Source organism: Williamsia maris (assembly GCF_024171815.1).
In the GTDB taxonomy this organism is placed as follows: domain Bacteria; phylum Actinomycetota; class Actinomycetes; order Mycobacteriales; family Mycobacteriaceae; genus Williamsia_A; species Williamsia_A maris.
Window position 1 is genome coordinate 1,055,994 of sequence record NZ_JAMTCJ010000001.1, and the last position, 24,832, is coordinate 1,080,825.

The window sequence follows — 24,832 nt, forward strand, 5'->3', positions numbered from 1 at the left end:
AACCTGGGCGCGCGTTGGAACGGTGGGCGCGCGTTCGCGTGTGGTCAGACTCCCGCGTTGGCGTCCTGCTTTTTGCGCAACTCCAAGGCGATGTCGATGAGCTGGTCTTCCTGGCCGCCCACCAACTTTCGTGCACCCGCCTCGAGCAGGATGTCGGCGGCCGACACCCCGTACTTCTCGGCGTGACCCTCGGCGTGCTTGAGGAACGAGCTGTAGCAGCCCGCGTAACCCATCATCATCGACGGGCGATCGACCAGGCACTCCGACGGCATCACCGGACGCACCACGTCCTGCGCGGCGTCGGCGATCTTCATGAAGTCGACGCCGGTGGAGATCCCGAGTTTGTCGCAGACGCCGACGAACGCCTCGACCGGCGTGTTGCCGGCACCGGCACCGAAGCGCCGGACCGACCCGTCGATCTGCTGGGCACCCGCGCGGACCGCGGCGATCGAGTTGGCGACGGCGATGTCGAGGTTCTCGTGACCGTGGAAGCCGACCTGGGCGTCGTCACCGAGCTCGGCGACCAACGCCGCCACCCGATCCGACACCTGCTCGAGCACCAGCGCTCCCGCGGAGTCGACGACGTACACGCACTGGCAGCCGGCGTCTGCCTGGATGCGGGCCTGCTTCGCGAGCACCTCCGGCGGCTGGCTGTGCGACATCATCAGGAACCCGACCGTCTCCAGACCGAGTTCGCGGGCCAGCCCGAAGTGCTGGATGGAGACGTCGGCCTCGGTGCAGTGCGTCGCGATCCGGCAGATCGACGCACCGTTGTCCTGCGCGGCGCGGATGTCGTCCTTGACACCGAGGCCGGGCAACATGAGGAAGGCGATCTTCGCCGACGTCGCCGTCTCGACCGCAGCCCGGATCAGCTGCTGTTCCGGGGTCTTGGAGAAGCCGTAGTTGAACGACGACCCGCCGAGACCGTCACCGTGGGTGACCTCGATGACCGGCACACCGGCGCCGTCGAGCGCGCCGACGATGTTGCGGACGTCCTCCTCGGTGAACTGGTGACGCTTGTGGTGGCTGCCGTCGCGCAACGACGAATCCGTGATGCGGATGTCGAGGGTGTCGCTGTAGCGTCGCGCACCGGCCATCAGATCAGCTCTGTCTGCGAACACGATTCACACTCCCAGTTTCTGCTTGGCCAGCTCTTCGCCGACCTTGGTGGCCGCTGCGGTCATGATGTCGAGGTTGCCTGCGTAGGGCGGCAGGAAATCGCCCGCGCCTTCGACCTCGACGAAGATCGACACCCGCGCCAGACCGCCGTTGATGACGCTGGGCGGGTCGAACTGCGGATCCTGCAGCAGGCGGTATCCGGGCACATACGCCTGGATCTCTTTCTCCCGCCGGTGGATCGACTCCGCGATCGCGTCGGTGTCCGCGTCCTCGGGGATGGCACAGAAGATGGTGTCGCGCATGATCATCGGCGGGTCGGCCGGGTTCAGGATGATGATCGCCTTGCCGCGGGTCGCGCCACCGATCGACACCACCCCCGCCGACGTCGTCTTGGTGAACTCGTCGATGTTGGCGCGGGTACCCGGTCCGGCCGACACCGACGCCACCGAGGCGACGATCTCGGCGTAGCTCACCGGCACCACCGACGACACCGCGTGCACCATCGGGATGGTGGCCTGCCCACCGCAGGTGATCATGTTCGTGTTCGGCGCCGACAGGTGCTCGCGCAGGTTCGCCGGCGGCACCACCGCGGGCCCGACCGCGGCCGGCGTCAGGTCGATGGCGGTGATCCCCGCCGCCTCGTAGCGCGGCGCGTACTCACGATGGACGTACGCCGACGTCGCCTCGAATATGAAATCCGGCTTCTCCGAGGAGTTCAGGAGTTCCTCGGCGCCCCCGGACATCGTGATCAGCCCGTGGTCGGCGGCGCGTTTCATGCCCTCGGAGTCGGCGTCGATGCCGACCATCCAGCGCGGGGAGATGAACTCCGACCGCTGGAGCTTGTACATCAGGTCGGTACCGATGTTGCCCGATCCGATGATCGCGGCGGTGACCTTGGCGCTCACTGATGGCTCCTCAACTCGAACGGCTCGTGATGGTGGGACAGATCGGGTGTCGGCGTCACACGAAGTCCAGGGTGACGCTGCCGAGCTTGGCGAACTCGGCCACGAAGTGGTCGCCGGAGGTGATGTCGATGGCACGGGTGGCGGTGCCGGGCAGGATCACGTCACCCGCCCGCAGCCGCACCCCGAAGCTCTCGACCTTGCGCGCGAGCCACGACACCGCGTTGAGCGGATGACCCAACACCGCCGACGAGTTGCCCTCGGCGATCACCTCGCCGTTGCGGTGCAGCCGCGCGTCGATGTCGCCGGTGTCGATGTCGGCGATCGCCACGCGTTGCTCGCCGAGGATCCACCCACACGACGACGCGTTGTCGGCGATGGTGTCGCAGAGGGTGATCTTCCAGTCGCGGATCCGGCTGTCGATGAGCTCTATCGACGGGACCACCCATTCGACCGCGTCGATGACGTCGGCGTTGGTGCAGCCCGCGCCGGGGAGGTCCTTGCCGAGGATGAACCCGACCTCGACCTCGACCCGGGGAAAGCAGAAGCGACTCGCGTCGATGGGGGTGTGCTCGAGGTACTGCATGGTGTCGAGGAGGTGACCGTAGTCGGGCTCGTCGACGCCCATCATCTTCTGCATCGCCTCCGACGCGAGGCCCACCTTGTGGCCGGCGACCACAGCGCCGTCCTCGAGCCGGCGGCCGATGTTGATGAGCTGGATCTCGTAGGCGTCGACGACGTCGAGGTCGGGGTACGAGGCGGTCAGGGGATCGATCGCGTCGGCACCCGCCTCGGCGTCGGCCAGAGCGCGGGCCAGCTGTTGCCGGACCTCCGGGGAGACCGTCATTTCTCGACACCTCTCATGCGTGAACGTGTTGCCGTTCTCGCCCACCAGCGGTCCTGGTGAGCATGCCTGGACCTGGTATAGCCTGCAGACAGACCAATTCTATAACGTGTTCTAGATTGGCGGGAACAGGCACCGGCGTTCTCCTGCGCCGCGACCACCGCACCACCGCGTCCGTGAAGGGGCAAGCATGACGACGACAGACCACCTCGAGAGCGAGTACGACGTCATCGTCGTCGGCGCAGGCGGCGCGGGGATGAGCGCCGCGATCACCGCTGCCTCGCAGGGACTGAAGACCGTCATCATCGAGAAGTCCGCGTACTGGGGCGGTTCGACGTCACGCTCCGGCGGCGGCGTGTGGATCCCGAACAACTCCGTCCTCGAGCGCGACGGCGTCAAGGACGATCCCGAGGCCGCGCGCACCTACGTCCGGTCGATCGTCGGCGACGTGGTCGCCCCGGAGCGGATCGACGCCTACATCGACAACGGCCCCAAGGTGCTCGACTTCCTCTCCGAGCACGCCCCGCTGGAGCTGGAGTGGGTGAAGAACTACTCCGACTATTACCCCGAGGCCCCCGGTGGCCGGGTCGGTGGCCGCTCGTGCGAACCGAAGCCTTTCGACGCCCGCAAGCTCGGCGCCGACTTCGCGACCCTGCACCCGCAGTACACCAAGGCCCCGCTCGGCGTCGTCGTCAAGCAGTCCGACTACCGCTGGCTGTCGACCGGACTGCGCCACTGGCGCGGACCGCTCAAGATCATGCAGGTCGGTCTGCGGATGATCTGGGGCCGCGTGACACGCAAGCACCTGATCGGCATGGGTGCGGCGCTGATGGGCGAACTACTGCTCGGCGTGCGCAAGCTCGGTGTGCCGCTGCTGCTCAACACCGGGCTCACCGATCTGGTGACCGAGAACGGACGCGTCGTCGGCGTGACCGTCGACGTCGACGGGACCACGAAGACCATCCGCGCCCGCAAGGGCGTCATCCTGGCGTGCGGCGGTTTCGAGCACAACGAGGAGATGCGCAAGAAGTACCAGCGCGAGCCGATCGGTACCGAGTGGACGACCGGCGCCCCGAGCAACACCGGCGACGGCATCAACGCGGGCATCAAGATCGGTGCCGCGGTGAGCTTCATGGAGGACTCCTGGTGGGGTCCGACGATCATGTTGCCGCGCGGCCCGTGGTTCGCCCTTGCCGAACGCTCGCTGCCGTGTTCGTTCATGGTCAACACCCGCGGCGAGCGGTTCATGAACGAGTCGCTGCCCTACGTCGAGGCCGTGCACCAGATGTTCGGCGGGGAGTTCGGTCAGGGCGAGGGGCCCGGTGCGAACATCCCGGCCTGGCTGGTCTTCGACCAGACCTACCGTGACCGCTACATGTTCGCCTCCGTCTCGGGCCGACAGCCGCTGCCCGGCAAGTGGTTCAAGACCGGCGCGGTGCTCAAGGCCGAGTCGCTGGAGAGTCTCGCCGCGAAGATGGAGGTGCCCGCCGACGCGCTCGCGGCGACCGCCGAGCGCTTCAACGGGTTCGCGCGCAACGGCTCTGACGAGGACTTCGGTCGCGGCGTGAGCAAGTACGACCACTACTACGGCGACATCACCAACAAGCCCAACCCCAGCCTCGGCGAACTGACGAAGGCGCCCTACTACGCGGTCAAGATGTTCCCCGGTGACCTCGGCACCAAGGGCGGCATCAACACCGACGTCGCGGGACGCGCTCTGCGGGAGGACGGTTCGATCATCGAGGGCCTCTACGCGGCCGGCAACACGAGCAGCCCGGTGATGGGCCACACGTATGCGGGACCGGGCGCGACCATCGGACCGGCGATGGTGTTCGGCTACCTCGCCGCCATGGACATCGCCGCGAACGACACCGTCTCGGTCGGGTCGGATCGGCAGGTCGGCTGATGCCGATCGACCCGTCGATCGCGGTCGGGGCAGACCTGGGCGAGTCGGCGTTCGAGTGGTCGGCGTCCAACGTGGCGCTGTACAACCTGGGTGTCGGCGCAGCGGCGGATCCACTCGACGTCGAGGGCCTGCGCTACATCGACGACGTCGCCCCGAAGGTGTTGCCCACCTTCGCCACCGTGGCCGGCAGCTTCGAGGCCACCGAGGCCCCGACGGTCTCCTTCCCCGGCATCGAGATCGATCTCGCGAAGGTGGTGCACGGCAGTCAACAGGTGACGACCCACCGGCCGATCCCGGCGAGCGGCAAGGGCACGACCCGCTCGCGGATCGCCGAGGTGCAGGACAAAGGGTCGGCGGCGGTGGTCATCACCGAGACCCAGACGTTCGATTCCGACGGCGATCTGCTGTGGACCACCCGGTCGTCGATCTTCGCCAAGGGCGAGGGCGGATTCGGCGGGGACCGGGGCACGTCGGAGCGGGTCGAGTATCCCGACCGTGACCCCGACGCCGTACTCACGGTTGCCACCCGGCCGAATCAGGCTCTGCTCTACCGCCTGTGCGGCGACCGCAACCCGCTGCACTCCGATCCGGCCTTCGCCTCCGCCGCCGGGTTCCCGGCGCCGATCCTGCACGGACTGTGCAGCTACGGGACGGTCTGCCGGGCGATCACCGACGAACTCCTCGGCGGCGACACCGACGCCGTGGCCGGGTTCGGCGCGAAGTTCGCCGGGGTGTTCTTCCCGGGCGAGACGTTCCGGATCTCTGTGTGGGACAAAGGTACCGAACTCGTGGCCACGGCCACCGCAGTCGAACGGGACAACGCTCCGGTGCTGGGCAACGTGGTCCTGACCCGCCGGGCATGACCGCAGACGAACGACGGCCCCCGAACCGATCCGCTCGGTTCCGGGGCCGTCGTTCGTGCGGGTCGAACCTAGCCGCTGATGTTCAGCGCGCCGTTGACGCCTGCGGGGAAGAATCCGCCGCGGGTCACCGGACGCGGGTTCAGGTAGACGACGTTGAGCACCTGGAACGGCGTACGGCCGAAGGCGATCGCGTTGCCGTCGGTCGGCACCAGGTTCGCGGCGCCGTTGCGCGTGATGCCCTGGTCGAGGTCCGAGGAACCGTCGAGGCTGTCACGCGCGTCGGAGATCGCGTTGGTCTCCTTGATCAGCCCCTTGTTGTACAGGCTGGAGCGGATGATGCCCGCGTGGTACGCCTCGACCGCGAGGATCCCGGCGGCCGCGGACAGGTAGGTCTTGTTCTGCACCAGCGGAGCGGCACCCTTGTAGGCCGTGACGCCCACGTCCTCGAAGATGAACGCGCCCAACAGGAAGTTGTTCTCGTTGGCGAACACGTCGAACTTCTGGTTGCCACTGATCAGGCCGGCGGCCTTGGCCGCGGCGGTGAAGCTGGCGTCGAGATCGAGCGCGGGCCGCGAGACGGCTGCGCCACCGAGGGCCTTGCGGAGGAACTTCACGTGATCGAGTTCGTCAGCCGCGATCTCCTTCGCGTACGCGGCGACCGCGGGCGAGGTGAACTTGACCTTGCGGCCACCCTTGACGCCGCCGAGGCGGCCCTTGCCGCCGAGCAGGTTGCCGGGCAGGCCGACGCCGTTGACGGCGCGCTGATAGAACTCGGCCTCGAGGTACTCGAGGTTCAGTGCGAAGTTGAGGACTGCGCCGTCGGTGATCGGTGCGGCGGGCCCGGGGATCAGGTTGCCTGCCTCCGGCGGGATGCTCGGGCTGTCCTCGGCCGAGGCGATCGCGGTGCCCGCGGCCAGCGCGCCACCGACACCGAGGCCGGTGAGTCCGGCGGCGCGCATGAAGCGACGACGATCCACCCCGTTCTCGGCACTTCGGTTGATGGCAGACGCGATGAATTGTCGATCGAACATGCAGTGTCCTTCGGTACGGCGGTGTCAGAGCCCGGTGAGACGGCGGTAATCAGAGGTCAGGGATCCAATTCTTTGAGATCCTTAACCACCATAAAGGCCCCACTGCCCGAGCGCGCACGTTCTGACCCCACGGATCGAAAATCGTCGGGTCCCCGACACGGACGTACCGGTCAGGCGGCAGACGCGAGTATCAGCAGCAGGCCGACGACCAGGCCGGTCAGCGAGGCCAGCATCATGACGACTCGCCAGATGCGGACAGAGGTGGACGAGGTGGTCTCGGTGGGTTGCGTCGCGGACATGATCACGACTTCCTTTCGCGCCCGGGACAGCGTCGGCCCGGACTATCGGTGACCTGTGACTACTGACAATCAGAGTGACAGAAGACACACAAGCTGTTTGGCATCGTGCCCGCGTGGCACAGTCACGTTTGTGTATCGCCCATTCCCGACACCGTCGAATAGGTTGTATCGATGACACGCTCGTCTGACGTTCCGATGGCGGAGAAGTCCCCTGTCACCGCGGCTCCCGACCGCCTCACGCTGCGTGCCATCTGGCTGATCGCCGTCGCCTGTGGCGCGCTGAGCGCGGTCGTCGCGGCCATGGCCGCGCTCAACACGGCGCTGGCCGAGATCGCCCCCGACATCGAGGCCGACGCCGGACAGATCACCTGGCTGGTCGACGGCTACACACTCACCCTGGCGGCACTGTTGCTGCCCGCGGGCGCGCTCGGCGACCGGTTCGGTCGACGCGGGATGTTGATCGGCGGCATGGTCGTGTTCGGCGTCGCCTCGCTGCTGCCGGTGTTCCTGAACGACCCGAACATGATCATCGCGACGCGTTGCCTGGCCGGTGCCGGCGCGGCGCTGGTCATGCCCGCCACTCTCTCGCTCATCACCTCGGGTGTGCCGGAATCCAAGAGGCCGCTCGCGGTCAGCATCTGGGCCGGCGTGGCCGGGGCCGGGGCGATCGGCGGGTTCTTCGTCACCGGCATCCTGCTCGAGTTCTTCAGCTGGCATTCCATCTTCATCACCTTCGCCGTGGCGTCCGCGGTCATCGTGGCCGTGGCGTTCACCGTCGACACCTCACGCGACGCGAACCCTCCGCGGTTCGACGTCCGCGGGTCGGTCACCTCGGCGGTTGCCATCGCCGCCTTCGTGTTCGGTCTCATCGAAGGTCCCGTCCGCGGCTGGGATGACCCGCTCGTCCTGATCGCCCTCATCGGCGGACTCGCATTGGTGGGCGCATTCATCTACCTGGAGCTGAGCCGCGACCACCCGCTGCTCGATGTCCGTCTGTTCCGTCGACGCGCCTTCGGCTCCGGCGCGTTCGCGATCGCGCTGCAGTTCCTCGGATCGTTCGGCACGTTCTTCCTGATCTTGCAGCGCCTTCAGTTGGTGCTGGGGTACTCGCCGCTGCAGTCGGCCGTGGCCATGTTCCCCTTGGTCATCGTCGTGATGGTGATGTCGCTGCTGGGCAACTGGCTGGCGGTGCGGTTCAACTTCCGTGCCGTGCTCGCGCCGGGCATGTTCGTCTTCGGCATCGGGATCGTGCTGTTGGGCGCGCTGACCTACAGCGAGTACTGGGTCATCGCGATCCTGTTGTCGGTCATGGCCTTCGGCCTCGGCGTCGCGACGGCGCCGGCCACCACCGCGATCATGGTGTCGACCCCGGTCGAGAACCAGGGTGTCGGCTCGGCCGTCAACGACACCGCCCGCGAACTCGGCGCCGCCATCGGAATGGCCCTGGCGGGCAGCATCGTCGCCGCGGGATACACCGCACGCATCGGCGCGACCGCCGACCGCGCCCGCGAGCAGTTCCAGACCATGGGCGATCAGCTGATCTCCGGCGGACAGCAGGCCCGCGGTGAGATGGTCGCCGCGCAGGGCGACGTCGTCGCGGAGAACATCGGCCGGTCGTTGGCCGAGGCGAAGGCGGTCTCGGAACAGCTCGAGCAGAACGTCCCGGGCGATCTCGCGCGCACCGTTCTCGACGGAGCGCAGCAGGCGTTCCTGCACCCGTCGAACCAGGCCTACATCGTGCTGGGTGCGCTGGTGATCGCCGGTTCGGCGGTGTTGGCGTTCTGGGCGCCGAACCGGTTGGACGAGAAGGCGACCGGGACGACGGTGGTGGCGGCACCGTCGGACCAGGAGCAGGACCCGAGGCGCTGACCCCCGGGTCTAGACGGTCGCGACGGCCTCGACCGCGGTGGCCGACGCCCACTTGTAGTCGGCTTTGCCCGCCGGCGACCGCCGGATCTGCTCCACCACGGTGACCGCACGCGGCACCTTGTAGCCGGCGATCCGCTCCCGGCAGGTCATCTGGATCTCGTCGAGCGTCGGCACGTCGGCCCCGTCGACCACGGACACCACCGCAGCGACCCTCTGACCGAACCTCGGATCCGGTACGCCGACGACGAGCACGTCGTGCACGGCCGGGTGCGCCTGGACAGCGGCCTCGACCTCTTCGGCGAACACCTTCTCGCCGCCGGTGTTGATACACCCGGATCCGCGACCGAGGAACACCACGCTGCCGTCGGATTCGAGGCGCCCCATGTCGCCGAGCACCGCGGCCCGACGACCGTCGGGCAAGGTGACGAATGTGCGCGCCGACTTCTCCTCGTCTTTGTGATATCCGACGGGGACCCGGCCGACCCGGGCGATGAACCCGATCTCGTCCGATCCCGGTTCGATGGGCTCGAGCGCCTCGTCGAGAACGGTCAGTGCCGGGTTCGAGGTGGACCGCAGCAGACCGTCGTCGCCCATGACCAACTCGCCGTCGTTGCCGGTCTCCGAAGCACCGAAGTTGTCGCGCATCCACAGGTCGGGTTTGACCGCCCGCATGCGATCGCGCACCGCCGTCGACCAGATGGCGCCGCCGTTCGTCACCGACAACAACCCGCTCACCTCGAGTGTCCCGAGCGCCTGACGACGCTCCATCTCCTCCACGAGCGGCGCACCCATGCCGTCTCCGACGATGAGCACGATCTGCACACCGTGGTGTTCGATCGAGTCCAGCACCGCTGCCGGGACGAAGTCGCGCTGCAGCACCAACCGGCCGCCGTTGATGAAGAACATGAACAGCGAGTAGATCGCGGCGCCGTGCATGAGTGGTGCGGCGAGCAGGAACGAGATCGGGGCGAACGTGCTCGCGTTGTTCGCGATCGCCGCGTGGTCGGCGAGCGGCTCGGGGCCGTAGGGGTTACCGCCGGAGAGCGGCTTGTGGAAGAAGTCGTCGTGGCGCCACACGACGCCCTTCGGGTAGCCGGTGGTCCCGCCGGTGTAGAGGATGTAGTGCTGGTCGCCGGATCGGGGCGGGAAATCGCGCGCGGTGCTGTGACCGTCGAGGTCGACGACTCCGACCGAGACCCGATCTTTTTCCGCGGCGGCGAGTTCCGGCGTGACGTCGCCGATCACCAGGACGGTGTGGACCGCGGTCTGCGGCAGCACGGTCGCCAGCGTCCGCTGGTGCTCGTCGAGTTCCACCAGCACGGCAACCGCGTCGGAGTTCTCCAGGATGTAGGCGAGTTCGGTTGCGGTGTAACGGTAGTTGACGTTGATCGCGGTCGCGCCGATCTTCAGCAGCGCGACCATCGCGTAGACGTGCTCGAGACTGTTCTTCAGGTAGAGCGCCACGTGGTCGCCTGCGCCGATCCCGTGGTCGCGCAGCAGATGCCCGAACGCGTTCGATCGCTCGTCGAGGTCGCGGTAGCTGACGTCGACACCCTCGTACCCGATCGCGATCCGATCGGGAACCGCGTCGGCGATGGTCTCGAAGATGTCGCCCAAGTTGAAGTCGGTGGCGGTGAAGTCGGTGGAGGTGGTCTCGGTCATCGGGTCAGCACCAATCCGCTCGTGGGGACACCGGTCCCCGCCGTCACGACGACGCGCTGCGCGCCGTCGACCTGGTTGACCGAGTCGCCCCGGAGCTGACGGACGGCCTCGGCGATCCCGTTCATCCCGTGGATGTAGGCCTCGCCGAGCTGGCCGCCGTGGGTGTTGAGCGGCAGCTCGCCACCGACCTCCAGGACGCCGGGACGTCGGACGAAGTCCTTGGCCTCACCGCGGCCGCAGAAACCCAGTTCCTCGAGCTGCATCAGTGTGTACGGCGTGAAGTGGTCGTACAGGATGGCCGCGTCCATGTCGGTGGGCCCGAGACCGGACTGCTCCCACAGTTGCCGTCCGACCAGTCCCATCTCCGGCAGGCCGGCGAGGTCGTCGCGGTAGTAGCTGGTCATGATGTATTGATCGTTGCCGCTGCCCGACGCGGCGCCCGCGATGATCGCCGGGACGTGCGGCATGTCCTTCGCCCGTTCGGCCGAGACGATCACCAACGCGACACCGCCGTCGGATTCCTGGCAGCAGTCGAGCAGGTGCAGGGGCTCGGCGATGTACCGCGAGTTCTGGTGGTCGTCGATGGTGATCGGCTTCTCGTAGAAGAAGGCGTTGGGGTTGACCGCGGCGTGTTTGCGGTCGACCACCGCGACAGCGCCGAAATCGGCACTCGTCGCACCGTATTCGTGCATGTACCGCTGGGCGACCATGGCCACGAACGCGGCCGGCGTCGACAGCCCGTGCGGGTAGCTGAACGCGTTGTCGGTGCCCGACGAGTTGTCCTGGGCGGCGAGACCGGCGTTGACCTGACCGAAGCGCATGCCCGACCGCTCGTTGAAGGCACGATAGGCGACCACGACATCGGCGACGCCGGTCGCGACGGCCATCGCGGCCTGCTGGACCGTCGAGCACGCCGCACCGCCGCCGTAGTGGATGCGCGAGAAGTACGTCAGGTCACCGATTCCCGCGGCACGGGCGACGGCGATCTCGGTGTTGGTGTCCATGGTGAACGAGACCAGACCGTCGACCTCGGACGGCTCGAGCCCCGCGTCGGCGATCGCGGCCCCGACCGCCTCAGCGGCCAGACGCAGTTCGCTGCGACCGGAGTTCTTGGAGAAGTCCGTGGCGCCGATCCCGACGATCGCGGCGGCGCCGGACAGCGACGTGCTCATGCGCTGCCCCGCGCGGTGTGGTCCAGGACGACGGTCACCTGCGAGGTGACGTGCTTACCCAGTGCGTTCGTGCCGACGACGTCGACCGTCGCGACACCGTCGGCGACGGCGCTGACCGTCCCCGCGAACGTGAGCGTGTCGTAGGCGTACCACGGGACGCCGAGGCGCAGCGTGATCGACCGGATCTGCGCCCGCTGTCCGGCCCAGTCGGTGACGTAGCGTCCGACCAGCCCGGTGTCGGTGAGGATGTTGACGAAGATGTCCTTGGACCCCTTGCTCTGCGCGAGGTCTCGGTCGTGGTGGACGTCCTGGAAGTCGCGGGTGGCCAGCGCCGTCGAGACGATGAAGGTCGGCGTCGCCTCGATGACCAGCGACGGCAGGGTGTCGCCGACGACCGCGCCGGGCGGCGTGCGGGGCGGGGCCACGGGGGCGGTCATGTCGTCACACCTTTCGAGTCGGCGGGTTGCCAGGCGTAGAGGGTCCAGGGATCGCCGGTTCCGGGGACGGTGGCGTCGGGATCAGCTGGGAAGTCCAGGAACTCGACCACGACCGGCATCCCGATGGCGACCTCGGCGGGGTCGACGCCGCGGAGCTGTCCGAGCATGCGGACGCCCTCGTCGAGTTCGACCAGCGCGATGACGAACGGGAGGGTCCGGCCGGGCACGCGCGGGGCGTGGTGCACCACGAAGCTGTAGACGGTGCCCGTCCCGGCCGCGACCTGATAGTCGGTGGTCTCGGAATGGTGCTTCCACAGCGCGGGAACCGGCGGGTGGACCAGGGTTCCGTCGGGCCGACGCTGGATGCGAAGTTCGCGATCGGCCACCCCGGCCCAGAAGAACGCGGTGTCGCGAGATGCACTGGGCCGCATCATCGCGCCGGCGTCGAGATCGTCGGTGGGGGCACCCGCCGACGACGTGACGCCGGGGGCTGCGGCCGACTCGGCCGACTCGGTGGGCGGCCGGAATTTGAGGATGCGGAAGTTCATCTCGGCGACGACCTCGTCGCCGACGGTCCAGACGTTGCGGGTCGTGAAGAACCATCCCTCACCGAGTCCGGTGGTCTTGGGACCGACCACGTCGAGCAACTCCGACGAGATCGCGACATGCTCCCCCGGTCGGGTGTAGCGGTGATAGGTCGAATCACAGTTGGTGGCGACGACCGAGGTGTACCCGGCGTCGTCGAAGATCTGTGAGACCGCGCCCAGCGGGTCGTCGTCGGACCGCGCGCCGTGCAGGCCACGCATTGTCCACACCTGCGCCATTGCGGGCGGGGCGACGACGCCGTCCCAGCCGGCGGCGCGCGCAGCGGCGTCATCCCGGTAGATCGGGTTCCCGTCCCCGATCGCCTCGGTCCAGTTGGCGATCATCGGCCCGTTGATCGGGTCACGTCCGGGCACCGGAGCACTGGCGCCACCGGCCCGGACCGCGTCGGTCGCGCTGCGGATCCGGTCGGCCGTGGTCGCCACGGTCTGATCCACGCTCATCGCGGTGCGCGCGGGAGTCCGAGGCCCGAGGTCGCGATCATGTCCCGCATGACCTCGTTCACGCCGCCGCCGAATGTGATGACCACGTTGCGTTTGGCCTGTGCGTCGAACCAGCGGATGAGGTCCGCGGTGTCCGGGTCGGCGAGATCGCCGAAGCGGCCGATGATCTCGTCGATCAGACGGCCGATGCGCTGCACCCGCTCGGTGGCGAACACCTTGGTGGCCGCGGCGTCGGCCATGGAGATCGACTCGTTGCCCGACGACGACACCTGCCAGTTCAGCAGTTCGTTGATGCGGGTGTACGCCGCGATCTCGGCGAGCGCCCTGCGCACATCGGGGTTCTTCGCGGGCACGGTGCCGTCGGCGGCCGGGCGCTGTGCCCACGCGGTGATGCGCGACAGGAGTCCGTCCATCCGTCCCGCGGGGCCGAGCATGACGCGCTCGTGGTTGAGCTGGGTGGTCAGCAACCGCCAGCCGAGGTTCTCCTCGCCGACCAGCATGCCGACCGGGACGCGGACGTCGTTGTAGTACGTCGCGTTGACGTGATGTGCGCGGTCGGCGGTGATGATCGGGGTCCAGCTGTAGCCGGGGTCGGTGGTGTCCACGATGAGCATCGAGATGCCCTTGTGCTTGGGCGCGTCCTTGTCGGTGCGGCACGCGAGCCACACGTAGTCGGCGTCGTGACCGCCTGTGGTCCACAGCTTCTGACCGTTGACGACGTACTCGTCGCCGTGCCGGACCGCAGATGTCTTCAACGACGCGAGGTCGGTGCCGGCCTCGGGTTCGCTGTAGCCGATCGCGAAGTGCACCTCGCCCGCCAGGATCGCGGGCAGGAACTTCTGCTTCTGCTCGTCGGTGCCGTGCACCTGCAGTGTGGGGCCGACGGTCTGCAGGGTGACCGCGGGCAGCGGTACGTCGGCGCGCGCGGCCTCGTTGACGAAGATCTGCTGCTCGATGTCACCGAAGCCCTTGCCGCCGTACTCTTTCGGCCACCCGACGCCGAGCCGGCCATCGCTGCCCATTTGGCGGATCACCTTGCGGTACGTCGGGCCGTGTCGCTCGGTCAGCATCGCCGCCTGGTCCTCGGGCGAGATCAGCGTCGAGAAGTATTCGCGCAGCTCGGCTTTGAGGGCCTTCTGCTCGGGTGTGAGGTCGATGAACATCGATCTAGTACTCCTGGCCGGTCGAGTCCGCCAGCTCGTCGAGAGTGGCGGTGGCCCCACCGACGATGCGGGCGAGGTCCTTGATGATCGAGTAGTAGCGGTGCAGCGGGTAGGTGATGTCCACCCCGACACCGCCGTGCAGGTGCGTCATGGTGCGCAGGGTCGTCGGCATCTCGGCGGCGAGCCAGTAGGTGGCGATCGACAGGTCGCGATCGGCGTCGAGGCCCTCGGCCAGACGCCACGCCGCCGACGTCACCGCCAGGTTCATCGACCGTCCGATGACGTAGATGTCGGCGATCTGCTGGGTGACGGCCTGGAAGGTGCCGATGGGCTTGCCGAACTGGTTGCGGTTGCTGACGTGGTCGGCGGTGATGCGCAGCGCGCCGGCGAGGATCCCGTCGGCGTAGGCGGCCAAACCCAGTCGGTAGAGGTCCCGCAGCGTCCGACCGTCGCGCGACACCAGCGCGGCGTCGTCGACGGCGACATCCTCGAGGCGGACGGTGTACTCGCCCCACCGCGATGACGCCGGGGTGCGGGTGATCGACACCCCGTCGGCGGCCGCGTCGACCAGCACCACGCCGGAGTCGGTGGTGACGAGCAGCGCCGCGGCGCCCTCGGCATGCAGGACTGCGGTCTTGGTACCGGTGAGCCGGCCGCCCGAGAGCGACGTGTGCGGCGCCGTGGTCAGCGCTGCCCCGGGTTCTCCGATCGCGATGGCGACGTGGCCGCCGGCGACGATGGTCTCGGCGAGACGATCGAGAGCGGGCGACGATTCGCGGATCACCAGCCCGGCGACCAGGGTGCCGATCGCCGGGGTGACGCCTGCCGATTCACCGAGCCGGGCGAACAGCGGGAGCAGCCCCAGGATGCCGACGGTGTCGCCGCCGCGATCCTCGGGCAGCGGCAGCGCGACGACCCCGGACTCGACCATCGACGACCACAGGGGCGTCTCGAAGCCGCCGGGTGAGTCGAACCGCTCGTCCCACACCGCGGTGTGTCGTCCGACCAGGTCAGTGGCGACGTCGCTGACCGCCTGGGCCGTGCTGTCCAGGGTGAAATCCACGCCGGGACACCTCCTCGTCGAAGCCGTTTCTAGAACCTGTTCTAGTTGTATCAGAGATCGCGACGGTGTCGATAGCCCGAGGCCCGGCCTCAGCGCGGTAGGCCGAGGATTCGCTCGGCTGCGGCGGTCGCGAGGACCTGGGTCGTACCGCCGGCGATGGTCAGACAGCGGTTGCGCAGGAACAGGTCGGCCGCGTCGGACGTGGCGAGACCTGCGAGACCGAGAACCGACAGCGCGAACTCCGGCACGTCCTGTCGGTGCCGCGCACCGATCAGTTTGCGGACGCTCGAGACCGCGCCCGGATCGTGTCCGGCCATGCTCCGCAGGACCGACTGCGCATCCATCACCCGACCGATCTGCGCCTGCACACACAACGCGCCCAGGGCGTCGAGGTCGACCGGTCCGAGGTCGGTGTGCGACGCCGCGATCTGGCCGAGGAGGGACTCCATCTCGGCGCCCAGTCCCGAGCCACCCATGGCCACGCGTTCGTTCGCCAGCGTCGTGCGGGCCAGTCGCCAGCCGCCGTTCTGCTCGCCGACGAGGCAGTCGTCGGGAACGAACACGTCGTCGAGGAAGACCTCGTTGAACAGGGCGTTGCCGGTGATCTCCCGCAGCGGCCGGACGTCGATGCCGGAGCTGGTCATGTCGACGAGGAAATAGCTGATGCCCTTGTGTTTCGGCACGTCGGTGTCGGTGCGGGCGAGGCAGATGGCCCAGTCGGCGGTGTGCGCGGCCGAGGTCCACACCTTTTGCCCACGTAGTGTCCATCCGCCGTCGACCCGGGTGGCCCGGGTGCGCAGCGAGGCGAGGTCCGACCCGGCCTCCGGCTCGGAGAACAGCTGGCACCAGGACACGTCCCCGGCCAGTGTCGCTGCGACGAACCGCTCACGCTGCGCGTCGGTGCCGTGTTCGAGAATCGTCGGGATCGCCCAAGCGCCGATCACCAGGTCGGGTCGGGAGACGCCGGCCCGGTCGAGTTCGGCGTCGATCAGCAGTTGCAGCGCGGCACCGGCGCCGAGTCCGTAGGGCGCGGGCCAGTGCGGCGTCAGATATCCGGCGTCGACGAGCGCACGCCGCGTGTCCGGGGCGGCGGCAATCTGTTGGCAGGTGGTCCGGACGGTCGCGCGATCGTCGTCCACGCCGGAGAGGTCGATGTCGATGCTCCGCCGCGTCCCACCCAGGACGGCTCGGGCGGTCGCCGCACGCCACGGCGTGGTACCGCCGAGTTGGGCCCGCAGCGACAGCGCGAGGCGGAGGTAGAGGTGCGCGGCGTGGTCGAACGTGAACCCGATGCCGCCGAGGATCTGGATGCAGTCCTTTGCGTTGGCCACGGCGAGGTCGCCGACGGCCGCGGCCGCCACCGCCGTCGACAGCGCGATCTGGACGTCATCGGGGTCCGACGCGGCGGCGTACTCGGCCACCGCATGGGCGACGTCCCACGCGGCTGCGCTCATCTGCTCGCTGCGGCAGAGCATCTCGGCGCAGATGTGCTTGACGGCCTGGAACGAGCCGATCGGCGACCCGAACTGCTCGCGGACCTTGGCGTACCCGACCGCGGTGTCGAGCGCCCACCGGGTCACCCCGGAGGCCTGCGCGGCCAGACCCGCGACGAGCGCACCGCGCACGAGGACGTCGGCCGCGTCGAGGATCTGGTGGTCGGCCACCCCGACACCGCGGAGCGACACCGAGCTCACGGCATTGGTGCCGTCGACCGTGTCCGACGCCTTCACCTCGACACCCGGCGCAGCCGCGTCGACGACCGCCCACCGACGGGAGCCCTCGATGTCGACCGATACGAGCAGCAGCCCGTTCGCGGTGTGTCCGACCACGGTCTGCGCCTCGGCGTCGGCGACGATGCCGTCGCCATCGGTGCGCCGGCCCACCGCGATCGGTGTCGCGTCCGGCACCAGCCCGGCCGGGGCGAGTGCGCAGGTCCGGTCGCCGGACATCAACGCGGTCGCGAGCTCGTGCGCCGCGCCGGCCCCCGACCGGCTGAGAAGATGCGTCGCGATCGCCGTCGACACCAGCGGACCGGGGATCAGATCGCGCCCGCATTCCTCGAGCATCACCGCCAGGTCGACGAATCCGAGGTCGAGACCGCCGCGCTCGTCCGGTGCGGTGGCCGCGAAGAGACCGAGGTCGGCCACGCCGGGCAGCACGGCCGACCGTGCGTCGGATGGGTCGTCGCCGGCCTGCTGGTCGAGACTGCGGCGCACCACGTCGACGACCCCGGAATGGCGCGCCCAGCGCCCGATGGCGTCGGCGAACGTCGTCTGATCTTCCGTGCTGGCAATCGTCATGACTCCGGCGACCTCACTCATTTCCGCGTGCGGGCAAAGTAGAACCTGTTCTAATTATGCCTGTCGGTGACGGATACGGGTAGTCGGGTACTCGGGATGTCAACTCGTCGACCCGAGGCGGCGCGGCATATCGTGGACAAATCGGTTTTGCGGCAGCACCGCGACGGGGTCACCCGAGCGGAGCGCGGAAGTAAGGAAGTGACCATGGCCACCCCCGCGACACCCGGCGGCTCGGTGCCCACCGTGGGCGTGACCACCGACCCGGATCTGGGGTCCAACGCGCAACGGGAACGCCGTCGTCGGATCCTGGACTCGACGTTGGCCCTGGCCTCGAAGGGCGGATACGACGCCGTGCAGATGCGCGCCGTCGCCGACAAGGCCGACGTCGCCGTCGGTACCCTCTATCGCTATTTCCCGTCGAAGGTGCACCTGCTGGTGACGGCGCTGGCGCGCGAGCTCGAACGCGTCGAGTCGCGGGCCGACCGCTCACGACTGCAGGGCGACACCGCGCTGGAACGACTGCGCAGCGTCCTCGACCTGATCACCCTCGCGATGCAGCGCGACCCGTTGCTGACCGAGGCGATGACGCGGGCGTTCATGTTCGCCGACGCCTCGGCGGCCACCGAGGTCGACGCTGTCGCCGCGGTCATCGATCGCCTCCTCGCAGGCGCGATGGTCACCGGAGAGCCCAGCGACGAGGACCTCAAGATTGCACGCGTCATCTCCGACGTGTGGATGTCGAACCTGGTGCAGTGGCTGACCCGCCGCGCCTCGGCGACCGACGTCACCAACCGCCTCGAGCTGACCATCGAACTGCTGCTGGCCGGACGCGAGTCCCGTAGCTGAGTAGTTTCACGCTGTCGAGGACGGCTGCGGGTTCATAGGTTCATCGACATGACCTACTACCAGCCGTTCCCCGCGCCACAGGCACCGTTCGTGCCGGTACGTCGATCGCACACCGCCGACGTCGTCGTGACGTCGATGCTCATCACGACCTACCTCGGCGGCTTTCTGCTCGTCGCCTTCTTCAGCATGTTCTGGGTGATGGCGACCGACTCCTGCGGCTACCAGACATGCAACTACGACAACCTCACCTGGGCGTACGTCCTGACCGACCTCGTCGGCGGCCTCGTCCTGCTGTCGACCTCGATCGCGGCGATCGTGTTGATGGTCCGCAAGCACATCGCGTTCTGGGTTCCCCTGCTCGGGATGGCGATCCAGCTCGTCTTGCTCGTGATCTCGTTCGGCCTGCTCGACAGCATCGTCTCCTGACAGTGCCGGCGATCAGCGGACGAGGCGCTGGGCGATCCGGCCGTACGCCGCGCCGAGGGGCTGCGGGTCGTCGTGGATCTTCGACGGGAACCACCGGCAGACGTCCACGCACAGCGACGAGATGGCCAGGACCACGTCGTCGACATCGTCGACGGAGAACTCGCCACAGTCTTTGCCCGCCTGCACGATCGAGGTGAGTACCGCGACCGTGTCGCGACGGATCGCGGTGATCGTCCGGTAGTGCACCGGGGTCAGCGCAGCCAGCTCGTACTGCACGACCCGGGCCAGTTGATGGAACTCCGCCTGCCAGGTCGCGAACGCCGAGACCACCGACGTCAACCGATCCAGAACGGGCGACTCGGGGTCGTCGGCGTCGCGCAGCGCCGCCAGGACAGCCCGGTGTCCGTCGAGGGCGATGGCGTAGAGCAGTTCCTCCTTGGAGCGGAAGTGCGGGTACATCGCGGTCGCGCTCATGTTGAGACGCTTGGTGATCTGCCGCGTCGAACTGCCCGCGTACCCCGACTCGGCGAAGGCCTCGATCGCGGCGCGTCGGATGCGGTCCGCGGCGGCGGAGTCGCCGACGGTGGTCCCGGTGGTCATCACCACTCCCCTGCGCGATTCGTACGTGACCGTTGACGGCGTCACGGTCTGGGGAGCATCATAAGCGGGCGCTCATTTGTTAGCGAGTGCTCATTCGCAGAACTCGTCGCCCCCGCGGTGCGAGACGCACTGCCGCCCCGATCGAGGAGAACCATGGCCGCCCCGCTGTCCCGCCGCGACGTCGACTTCCTGCTGTTCGAGTGGCTGAATGTCGCCGCCCTGACGACCCGTGAGCGTTTCACCGAGCACTCCCGCGAGACGTTCGACGACGTCCTCGACCTCAGTGCCGACATCGCGACCAAGATGTTCGCCACTCACAACAAGAAGGGCGATCAGAACGAGCCGTACGTCGGCTCCGACGGCAAGGTCGTCCTGATCGACGAGGTGCAGGCCGCTCTCGACGAGTTCACCAAGTCCGGCCTCATGGCCGGTTCGTTCGACGAGTCCGTCGGCGGACTGCAGCTGCCCAACGTGATCAGCCGCGCCGCGCTGGCGTGGTTCCAGGCCGCGAACCCGTCGACGTCGACCTACCCGTTCCTCACCGTCGGCAACGCAAACCTGTTGGTCGAGTACGGCACCCAGGAGCAGATCGACACCTGGGTCCGCCCGATGGTTGAGGGGCGCTTCTACGGCACCATGTGCCTGTCCGAGCCGCAGGCCGGTTCGACCCTCGCCGACATCACCACCAAGGCGATCCCCGCCGACGACGGCAGCTACCGGATCACCGGTACGAAGATGTGGATCTCGGCCGGTGAGCACGAACTGAGCGAGAACATCGTCCACCTCGTCCTGGCCAAGACGCCCGGCGGACCTCCCGGGGTCAAGGGCATCTCGCTGCTGATCGTGCCGAAGTACCTCTCCGACGGCACCCGCAACGACGTCGCGCTCGTGGGCCTCAACCACAAGATGGGCAACCGCGGAACGACCAACACGCTCCTCAACTTCGGCGACGGAACGCACTCTCCCGCGGCCGAGAAGGGCGCCGTCGGCTATCTCGTCGGCGAGGAGCACCACGGCCTGATGTACATGTTCCACATGATGAACGAGGCCCGTATCGGCGTCGGATTCCTCGCCACCGCAATCGGTTACGCCGGTTATCTGGCCTCGCTGGAGTACGCCAAGGTGCGCACCCAGGGCCGGCCGCTGGACAACAAGGACCCCAGTTCGCCCGCGATCCCGATCATCGAACACGCCGATGTCCGTCGCATGCTGCTGGCCCAGAAGTCCTATGTCGAAGGCGCTCTCGCCCTCGGCCTGTACTGCGCGCAGCTCGTCGACGAGGAGCAGACCACCACCGGCGCCGAGCGCGACCGTGCTCACCTGCTGCTCGAGGTGCTCACCCCGATCGCGAAGAGTTGGCCGTCGCAGTGGTGCCTCGAGGCCAACAGCCTGGCCATCCAGGTGCTCGGCGGCTACGGCTACACCAAGGAATTCGACGTCGAGCAGTACTACCGCGACAACCGCCTGAACCCCATTCACGAAGGCGCACACGGCATCCACGGCCTCGACCTGCTGGGGCGCAAGGTCGTCATGCAGGGCGGCGCAGGACTCACGCTGCTGGCCGAGACGATCACGGCGACCATCGATCGCGCCGAGTCGGCCGGTCCGGCGGCAGCGGGGTACGCGGCGGATCTGCGCGGCGCGGTCGATCGGCTGACCGAGGTCACCGTCGCACTGTGGTCGGCCGGCGATCCGGCCACCACGCTGGCGAACTCGACGGTCTACCTCGAGGCGACCGGACACGTTGTCCTCGCCTGGATCTGGCTGGAGCAGCTGCTCGCGGTCGGAGACAGCACCGGCGATTTCTACGACGGCAAGCGTGCTGCGGCGCAGTACTTCTTCCGCTACGAGCTCCCGAAGACCGGCCCGCAGTTCGACCTGCTGGCCTCTCTCGACCGCACCACATTGGACCTCGAGCCGGCCTGGTTCTGACACTCCGCGATGACTGTGTGGAAACACGCTTCCGCACCGTCCGCGCCCTAGAACTCACGCACCACTGACAAAAAAGCCGCCGACAATGCGGAACCGGGACATCGAGTGTGCGCCGTTCACGACGTCCCTCACGCCAAGCGCACAGCACACTCGATGGCCCGTTTCCACACAGTCAGCACAAGACTGAACCCCCACACACACCTCGCTGACTGTGTGGAAACACGCGTCGAGTGTGCTCACAACGGACCGCGAGCTCCGTCGCAAACAACGCACACTCGACGCGGGGCTTCCGCACCGTCAGCGTCCTGAAACGCACCCCACGCTCACGAAAAAGCCGCCGACAGTGCGGAACCGGGGCATCGAGTGTGCGCCGTCCTCAGACGTCCCCTCACACCACGCGCACAGCACACTCGATGGCCCGTTTCCACACAGTCAGCACAAGACAACCCGCACCACCGCTGGCTGTATGGGAACCCACACCTACGGCAGAAGGGACGCAACCGAAACGGTTGCGTCCCTTCTGTGTCGATCAGATCAGACCGAGCAGCTGACTACTCGGCGCTCTTGGCCAGCTCCACCGGGGTGTCGGGGAGCTCGACGGGCTTCTTCGATCCGACGAAGGTGAACTTCGCCTCGTCGCCGTCGCCTTCGCCGTCCCAGTTCTCCACGTCGACCAGGATGATCTGGCCGGCGGTGATGTCGTTGAACAGGATCTTCTCCGACAGCGCATCTTCGATCTCGCGCTGAATGGTGCGACGCAACGGCCGTGCACCCAGCACCGGATCGAACCCACGCTTGGCCAACAGGCTCTTGGCCTTGTCGGTGACCTCGAGGGCCATGTCCTTGTTCTTCAGCGCACCCTCGACGCGGTTCAGCATGAGGTCGACCATCGAGATGATCTCGTCCTTGGTCAGCTGATGGAACACGACGATGTCGTCGATGCGGTTGAGGAACTCCGGGCGGAAATGTTTCTTCAGCTCGTCGTTGACCTTCTGCTTCATCCGCTCGTAGTTCGAGCCGGAACCCTCACCCGAGGTGAAGCCCAGTCCGACCGCCTTGGAGATGTCGGCGGTACCGAGGTTGGAGGTGAAGATCAACACGGTGTTCTTGAAGTCGACCGTGCGACCCTGACCGTCGGTGAGACGGCCGTCCTCCAACACCTGCAGCAGCGTGTTGTAGATCTCCGAGTGCGCCTTCTCGATCTCGTCGAACAACACCACCGAGAACGGCTTGCGGCGGACCTTCTCGGTCAGCTGGCCACCCTCTTCGTAGCCGACGTACCCGGGAGGAGCACCGAACAGCCGCGATGCGGTGAAGCGGTCGTGGAACTCGCCCATGTCGATCTGGATGAGCGCGTCGTCCTCGCCGAACAGGAAGTTCGCGAGGGCCTTCGACAGCTCGGTCTTACCGACACCGGACGGGCCGGCGAAGATGAACGAGCCCGACGGACGCTTGGGGTCCTTCAGACCGGCACGCGTACGACGGATCGCCTTCGACACGGCCTTGACCGCCTCGACCTGACCGATGATCCGCTTGTGCAGCTCGTCCTCCATGCGGAGCAGACGAGTGGTCTCCTCCTCGGTGAGCTTGAAGACGGGGATGCCGGTCCAGTTGCCCAGCACCTCGGCGATCTGCTCGTCGTCGACCTCGGCCACGACGTCCATGTCACCGCTGCGCCACTGCTTCTCGCGCTCGGCACGCTCGACGACGAGCTGCTTCTCCTTGTCGCGCAGGTTCGCGGCCTTCTCGAAGTCCTGGGCGTCGATCGCCGATTCCTTCTCCTTGCGCGCGCCGGCGATCTTGTCGTCGAACTCGCGCAGGTCCGGCGGCGCGGTCATCCGACGGATGCGCATTCGCGCGCCCGCCTCGTCGATGAGGTCGATCGCCTTGTCCGGCAGGAAGCGGTCGTTGATGTACCGGTCGGCCAGGGTGGCCGCGGCCACCAGCGCACCGTCGGTGATCGAGACGCGGTGGTGCGACTCGTACCGATCGCGCAGGCCCTTGAGGATCTCGATGGTGTGCTCGACCGAGGGCTCGCCGACCTGGACCGGCTGGAAACGACGCTCGAGGGCGGCGTCCTTCTCGATGTACTTGCGGTACTCGTCGAGCGTGGTGGCACCGATGGTCTGCAGCTCGCCACGAGCCAACTTCGGCTTGAGGATCGAGGCGGCGTCGATCGCGCCCTCGGCGGCACCCGCGCCGACAAGCGTGTGCAGCTCGTCGATGAACAGGATGATGTCGCCGCGGGTGTTGATCTCCTTGAGGACCTTCTTCAGGCGCTCCTCGAAGTCACCGCGGTAGCGGCTACCGGCGACCAGCGAACCGAGGTCGAGGGTGTAGAGCTGCTTGTCCTTGAGTGTCTCGGGGACGTTGCCGGACACGATGGCCTGCGCGAGTCCCTCGACGACGGCGGTCTTGCCGACGCCGGGCTCACCGATGAGGACCGGGTTGTTCTTGGTGCGCCGTGAGAGCACCTGCATGACCCGCTCGATCTCCTTCTCGCGCCCGATGACCGGGTCGAGCTTGGCGTCGGCGGCCGCGGCGGTCAGGTTGCGACCGAACTGGTCGAGGACCAGCGAGGTCGACGGGGTGCCCGACTCGGAGCTGCGTCCGCCGGTACCGGCTTCCTGCGGCTCCTTGCCCTGGTAGCCCGAGAGCAGCTGGATGACCTGCTGGCGGACACGGTTGAGGTCGGCGCCCAGCTTCACCAGGACCTGGGCGGCGACGCCCTCGCCCTCGCGGATCAGGCCGAGCAGGATGTGCTCGGTGCCGATGTAGTTGTGGCCGAGCTGCAGCGCCTCACGCAGCGAGAGCTCGAGGACCTTCTTGGCACGCGGCGTGAAGGGGATGTGGCCCGACGGTGCCTGCTGGCCCTGGCCGATGATCTCCTCGACCTGGCTGCGCACACCTTCGAGTGAGATGCCGAGGGACTCGAGCGACTTGGCCGCGACTCCCTCGCCCTCGTGGATGAGGCCGAGCAGGATGTGCTCGGTGCCGATGTAGTTGTGATTGAGCATCCGCGCCTCTTCTTGGGCGAGGACGACAACCCGGCGTGCGCGATCGGTGAACCGTTCGAACATTGTTCTCCCTTTACTGACAACGAGATCGACCTGGACACTCAGGTCGGTCCCTGGTGGGCCCACGGCCACCGAGATGATTCGTCACGTGGGGTGGCGAAAGACGTCGGCGGCAGCCTTGCCACCACTGTAGTGGCCGCAGGTCAACTCCTCGCGGGTAACTCCGCCTCGTCGACGGTTGAAGGCCGCAGATCGCGGCCGTATCCATCACAACGTCGCAGCACCCGGGGATCTTCGCCGATGCCCTACGCCGTCAGCGAACGCGCCGGATTTGC

The 24,832-nt window shown here is 67.7% G+C and carries 20 protein-coding genes; 6 read left to right on the top strand and 14 right to left on the bottom strand.

Translation table 11 applies throughout. The features are described from left to right. Positions 1-44 precede the first annotated feature (44 nt). Genes dmpG through LX13_RS04980 form a run of 3 tightly spaced genes read right to left on the bottom strand, consistent with a single transcriptional unit; the run spans position 45 to position 2,868 of the window. Positions 45-1,097: a 4-hydroxy-2-oxovalerate aldolase gene (gene dmpG, locus LX13_RS04970; RefSeq protein WP_253660568.1), complete on the bottom strand. Its 1,053-nt coding sequence runs from the start codon at positions 1,095-1,097 to the stop codon at positions 45-47. Between the two features lie 27 nt (positions 1,098-1,124). Further along, entirely contained in the window at positions 1,125-2,024 is a 900-nt protein-coding gene (locus tag LX13_RS04975; protein ID WP_253660174.1) for an acetaldehyde dehydrogenase (acetylating), read from the bottom strand. A 55-nt stretch (positions 2,025-2,079) separates the two neighbouring features. After that, entirely contained in the window at positions 2,080-2,868 is a 789-nt protein-coding gene (locus LX13_RS04980; RefSeq protein ID WP_253660175.1) for a 2-keto-4-pentenoate hydratase, read from the bottom strand. A 187-nt stretch (positions 2,869-3,055) separates the two neighbouring features. Between LX13_RS04980 and kstD the strand changes: the two genes are divergently transcribed. After that, positions 3,056-4,771 carry a 3-oxosteroid 1-dehydrogenase gene (gene kstD, locus LX13_RS04985; RefSeq protein WP_253660176.1) on the top strand — a complete coding sequence of 572 codons (1,716 nt, stop codon included), beginning with the start codon at positions 3,056-3,058 and terminating at the stop codon, positions 4,769-4,771. Continuing rightward, entirely contained in the window at positions 4,771-5,634 is an 864-nt protein-coding gene (gene chsH3, locus LX13_RS04990) for an enoyl-CoA hydratase ChsH3 (RefSeq protein ID WP_253660177.1), read from the top strand. Before kstD ends, chsH3 begins: the two co-directional genes overlap by 1 nt. Before the next feature lie 68 nt (positions 5,635-5,702). Here chsH3 and LX13_RS04995 read toward each other — a convergent pair whose 3' ends face one another. Both LX13_RS04995 and LX13_RS23165 read right to left on the bottom strand, forming a co-directional pair. Beyond that, positions 5,703-6,665 carry a ferritin-like domain-containing protein gene (locus tag LX13_RS04995; RefSeq protein ID WP_253660178.1) on the bottom strand — a complete coding sequence of 321 codons (963 nt, stop codon included), beginning with the start codon at positions 6,663-6,665 and terminating at the stop codon, positions 5,703-5,705. Between the two features lie 170 nt (positions 6,666-6,835). Then, positions 6,836-6,964: a hypothetical protein gene (locus LX13_RS23165; RefSeq protein WP_301300505.1), complete on the bottom strand. Its 129-nt coding sequence runs from the start codon at positions 6,962-6,964 to the stop codon at positions 6,836-6,838. Between the two features lie 171 nt (positions 6,965-7,135). Here LX13_RS23165 and LX13_RS05000 point away from each other — a divergent pair, with 171 nt between their 5' ends. Next, a complete protein-coding gene (locus LX13_RS05000) occupies positions 7,136-8,833 on the top strand; it encodes an MFS transporter (protein ID WP_253660179.1) in 1,698 nt (565 codons plus the stop codon). Between the two features lie 9 nt (positions 8,834-8,842). On the opposite strand, the gene LX13_RS05005 is transcribed toward LX13_RS05000, so the two are convergent. From LX13_RS05005 to LX13_RS05035, 7 genes are all read right to left on the bottom strand, one after another. Further along, positions 8,843-10,495: an AMP-binding protein gene (locus LX13_RS05005; protein ID WP_253660180.1), complete on the bottom strand. Its 1,653-nt coding sequence runs from the start codon at positions 10,493-10,495 to the stop codon at positions 8,843-8,845. Further along, a complete protein-coding gene (locus tag LX13_RS05010) occupies positions 10,492-11,667 on the bottom strand; it encodes a lipid-transfer protein (protein WP_253660181.1) in 1,176 nt (391 codons plus the stop codon). Before LX13_RS05010 ends, LX13_RS05005 begins: the two co-directional genes overlap by 4 nt. Then, positions 11,664-12,104 carry a MaoC family dehydratase gene (locus LX13_RS05015; RefSeq protein ID WP_253660182.1) on the bottom strand — a complete coding sequence of 147 codons (441 nt, stop codon included), beginning with the start codon at positions 12,102-12,104 and terminating at the stop codon, positions 11,664-11,666. Before LX13_RS05015 ends, LX13_RS05010 begins: the two co-directional genes overlap by 4 nt. Continuing rightward, the gene (locus LX13_RS05020) at positions 12,101-13,150 is read right to left on the bottom strand and encodes a bifunctional MaoC family dehydratase N-terminal/OB-fold nucleic acid binding domain-containing protein (protein ID WP_253660183.1); all 1,050 of its coding nucleotides are present in this window, start codon (positions 13,148-13,150) and stop codon (positions 12,101-12,103) included. Before LX13_RS05020 ends, LX13_RS05015 begins: the two co-directional genes overlap by 4 nt. Then, positions 13,147-14,313, bottom strand: a complete 1,167-nt coding sequence (locus LX13_RS05025; RefSeq protein WP_253660184.1) for an acyl-CoA dehydrogenase family protein — start codon at positions 14,311-14,313, stop codon at positions 13,147-13,149. Before LX13_RS05025 ends, LX13_RS05020 begins: the two co-directional genes overlap by 4 nt. 4 nt (positions 14,314-14,317) lie before the next feature. Next, entirely contained in the window at positions 14,318-15,376 is a 1,059-nt protein-coding gene (locus tag LX13_RS05030; protein ID WP_253660185.1) for an acyl-CoA dehydrogenase family protein, read from the bottom strand. 89 nt (positions 15,377-15,465) lie between these two features. Beyond that, positions 15,466-17,676 (bottom strand): acyl-CoA dehydrogenase family protein, encoded by a 2,211-nt coding sequence (locus LX13_RS05035; protein WP_253660186.1) that lies wholly within the window; start codon positions 17,674-17,676, stop codon positions 15,466-15,468. A gap of 204 nt (positions 17,677-17,880) precedes the next feature. Here LX13_RS05035 and kstR point away from each other — a divergent pair, with 204 nt between their 5' ends. Together kstR and LX13_RS05045 are read left to right on the top strand one after the other, a co-directional pair. Further along, on the top strand, positions 17,881-18,522 hold the full coding sequence (gene kstR / locus LX13_RS05040) for a cholesterol catabolism transcriptional regulator KstR (RefSeq protein WP_253660187.1): 642 nt from the start codon (positions 17,881-17,883) through the stop codon (positions 18,520-18,522). A gap of 48 nt (positions 18,523-18,570) precedes the next feature. Next, entirely contained in the window at positions 18,571-18,948 is a 378-nt protein-coding gene (locus LX13_RS05045) for a hypothetical protein (protein WP_253660188.1), read from the top strand. 12 nt (positions 18,949-18,960) lie between these two features. On the opposite strand, the gene LX13_RS05050 is transcribed toward LX13_RS05045, so the two are convergent. Further along, positions 18,961-19,548, bottom strand: a complete 588-nt coding sequence (locus LX13_RS05050; protein ID WP_253660189.1) for a TetR/AcrR family transcriptional regulator — start codon at positions 19,546-19,548, stop codon at positions 18,961-18,963. Positions 19,549-19,701: 153 nt separating this feature from the next. On the opposite strand from LX13_RS05050, the gene LX13_RS05055 reads away from it, so the two are divergent. Then, positions 19,702-21,480, top strand: coding sequence for an acyl-CoA dehydrogenase (locus LX13_RS05055; RefSeq protein WP_253660190.1), 1,779 nt, complete (start codon positions 19,702-19,704; stop codon positions 21,478-21,480). A gap of 551 nt (positions 21,481-22,031) precedes the next feature. Here LX13_RS05055 and LX13_RS05060 read toward each other — a convergent pair. After that, positions 22,032-24,560: an ATP-dependent Clp protease ATP-binding subunit gene (locus LX13_RS05060; protein ID WP_253660191.1), complete on the bottom strand. Its 2,529-nt coding sequence runs from the start codon at positions 24,558-24,560 to the stop codon at positions 22,032-22,034. Between the last annotated feature and the right edge of the window lie 272 nt (positions 24,561-24,832).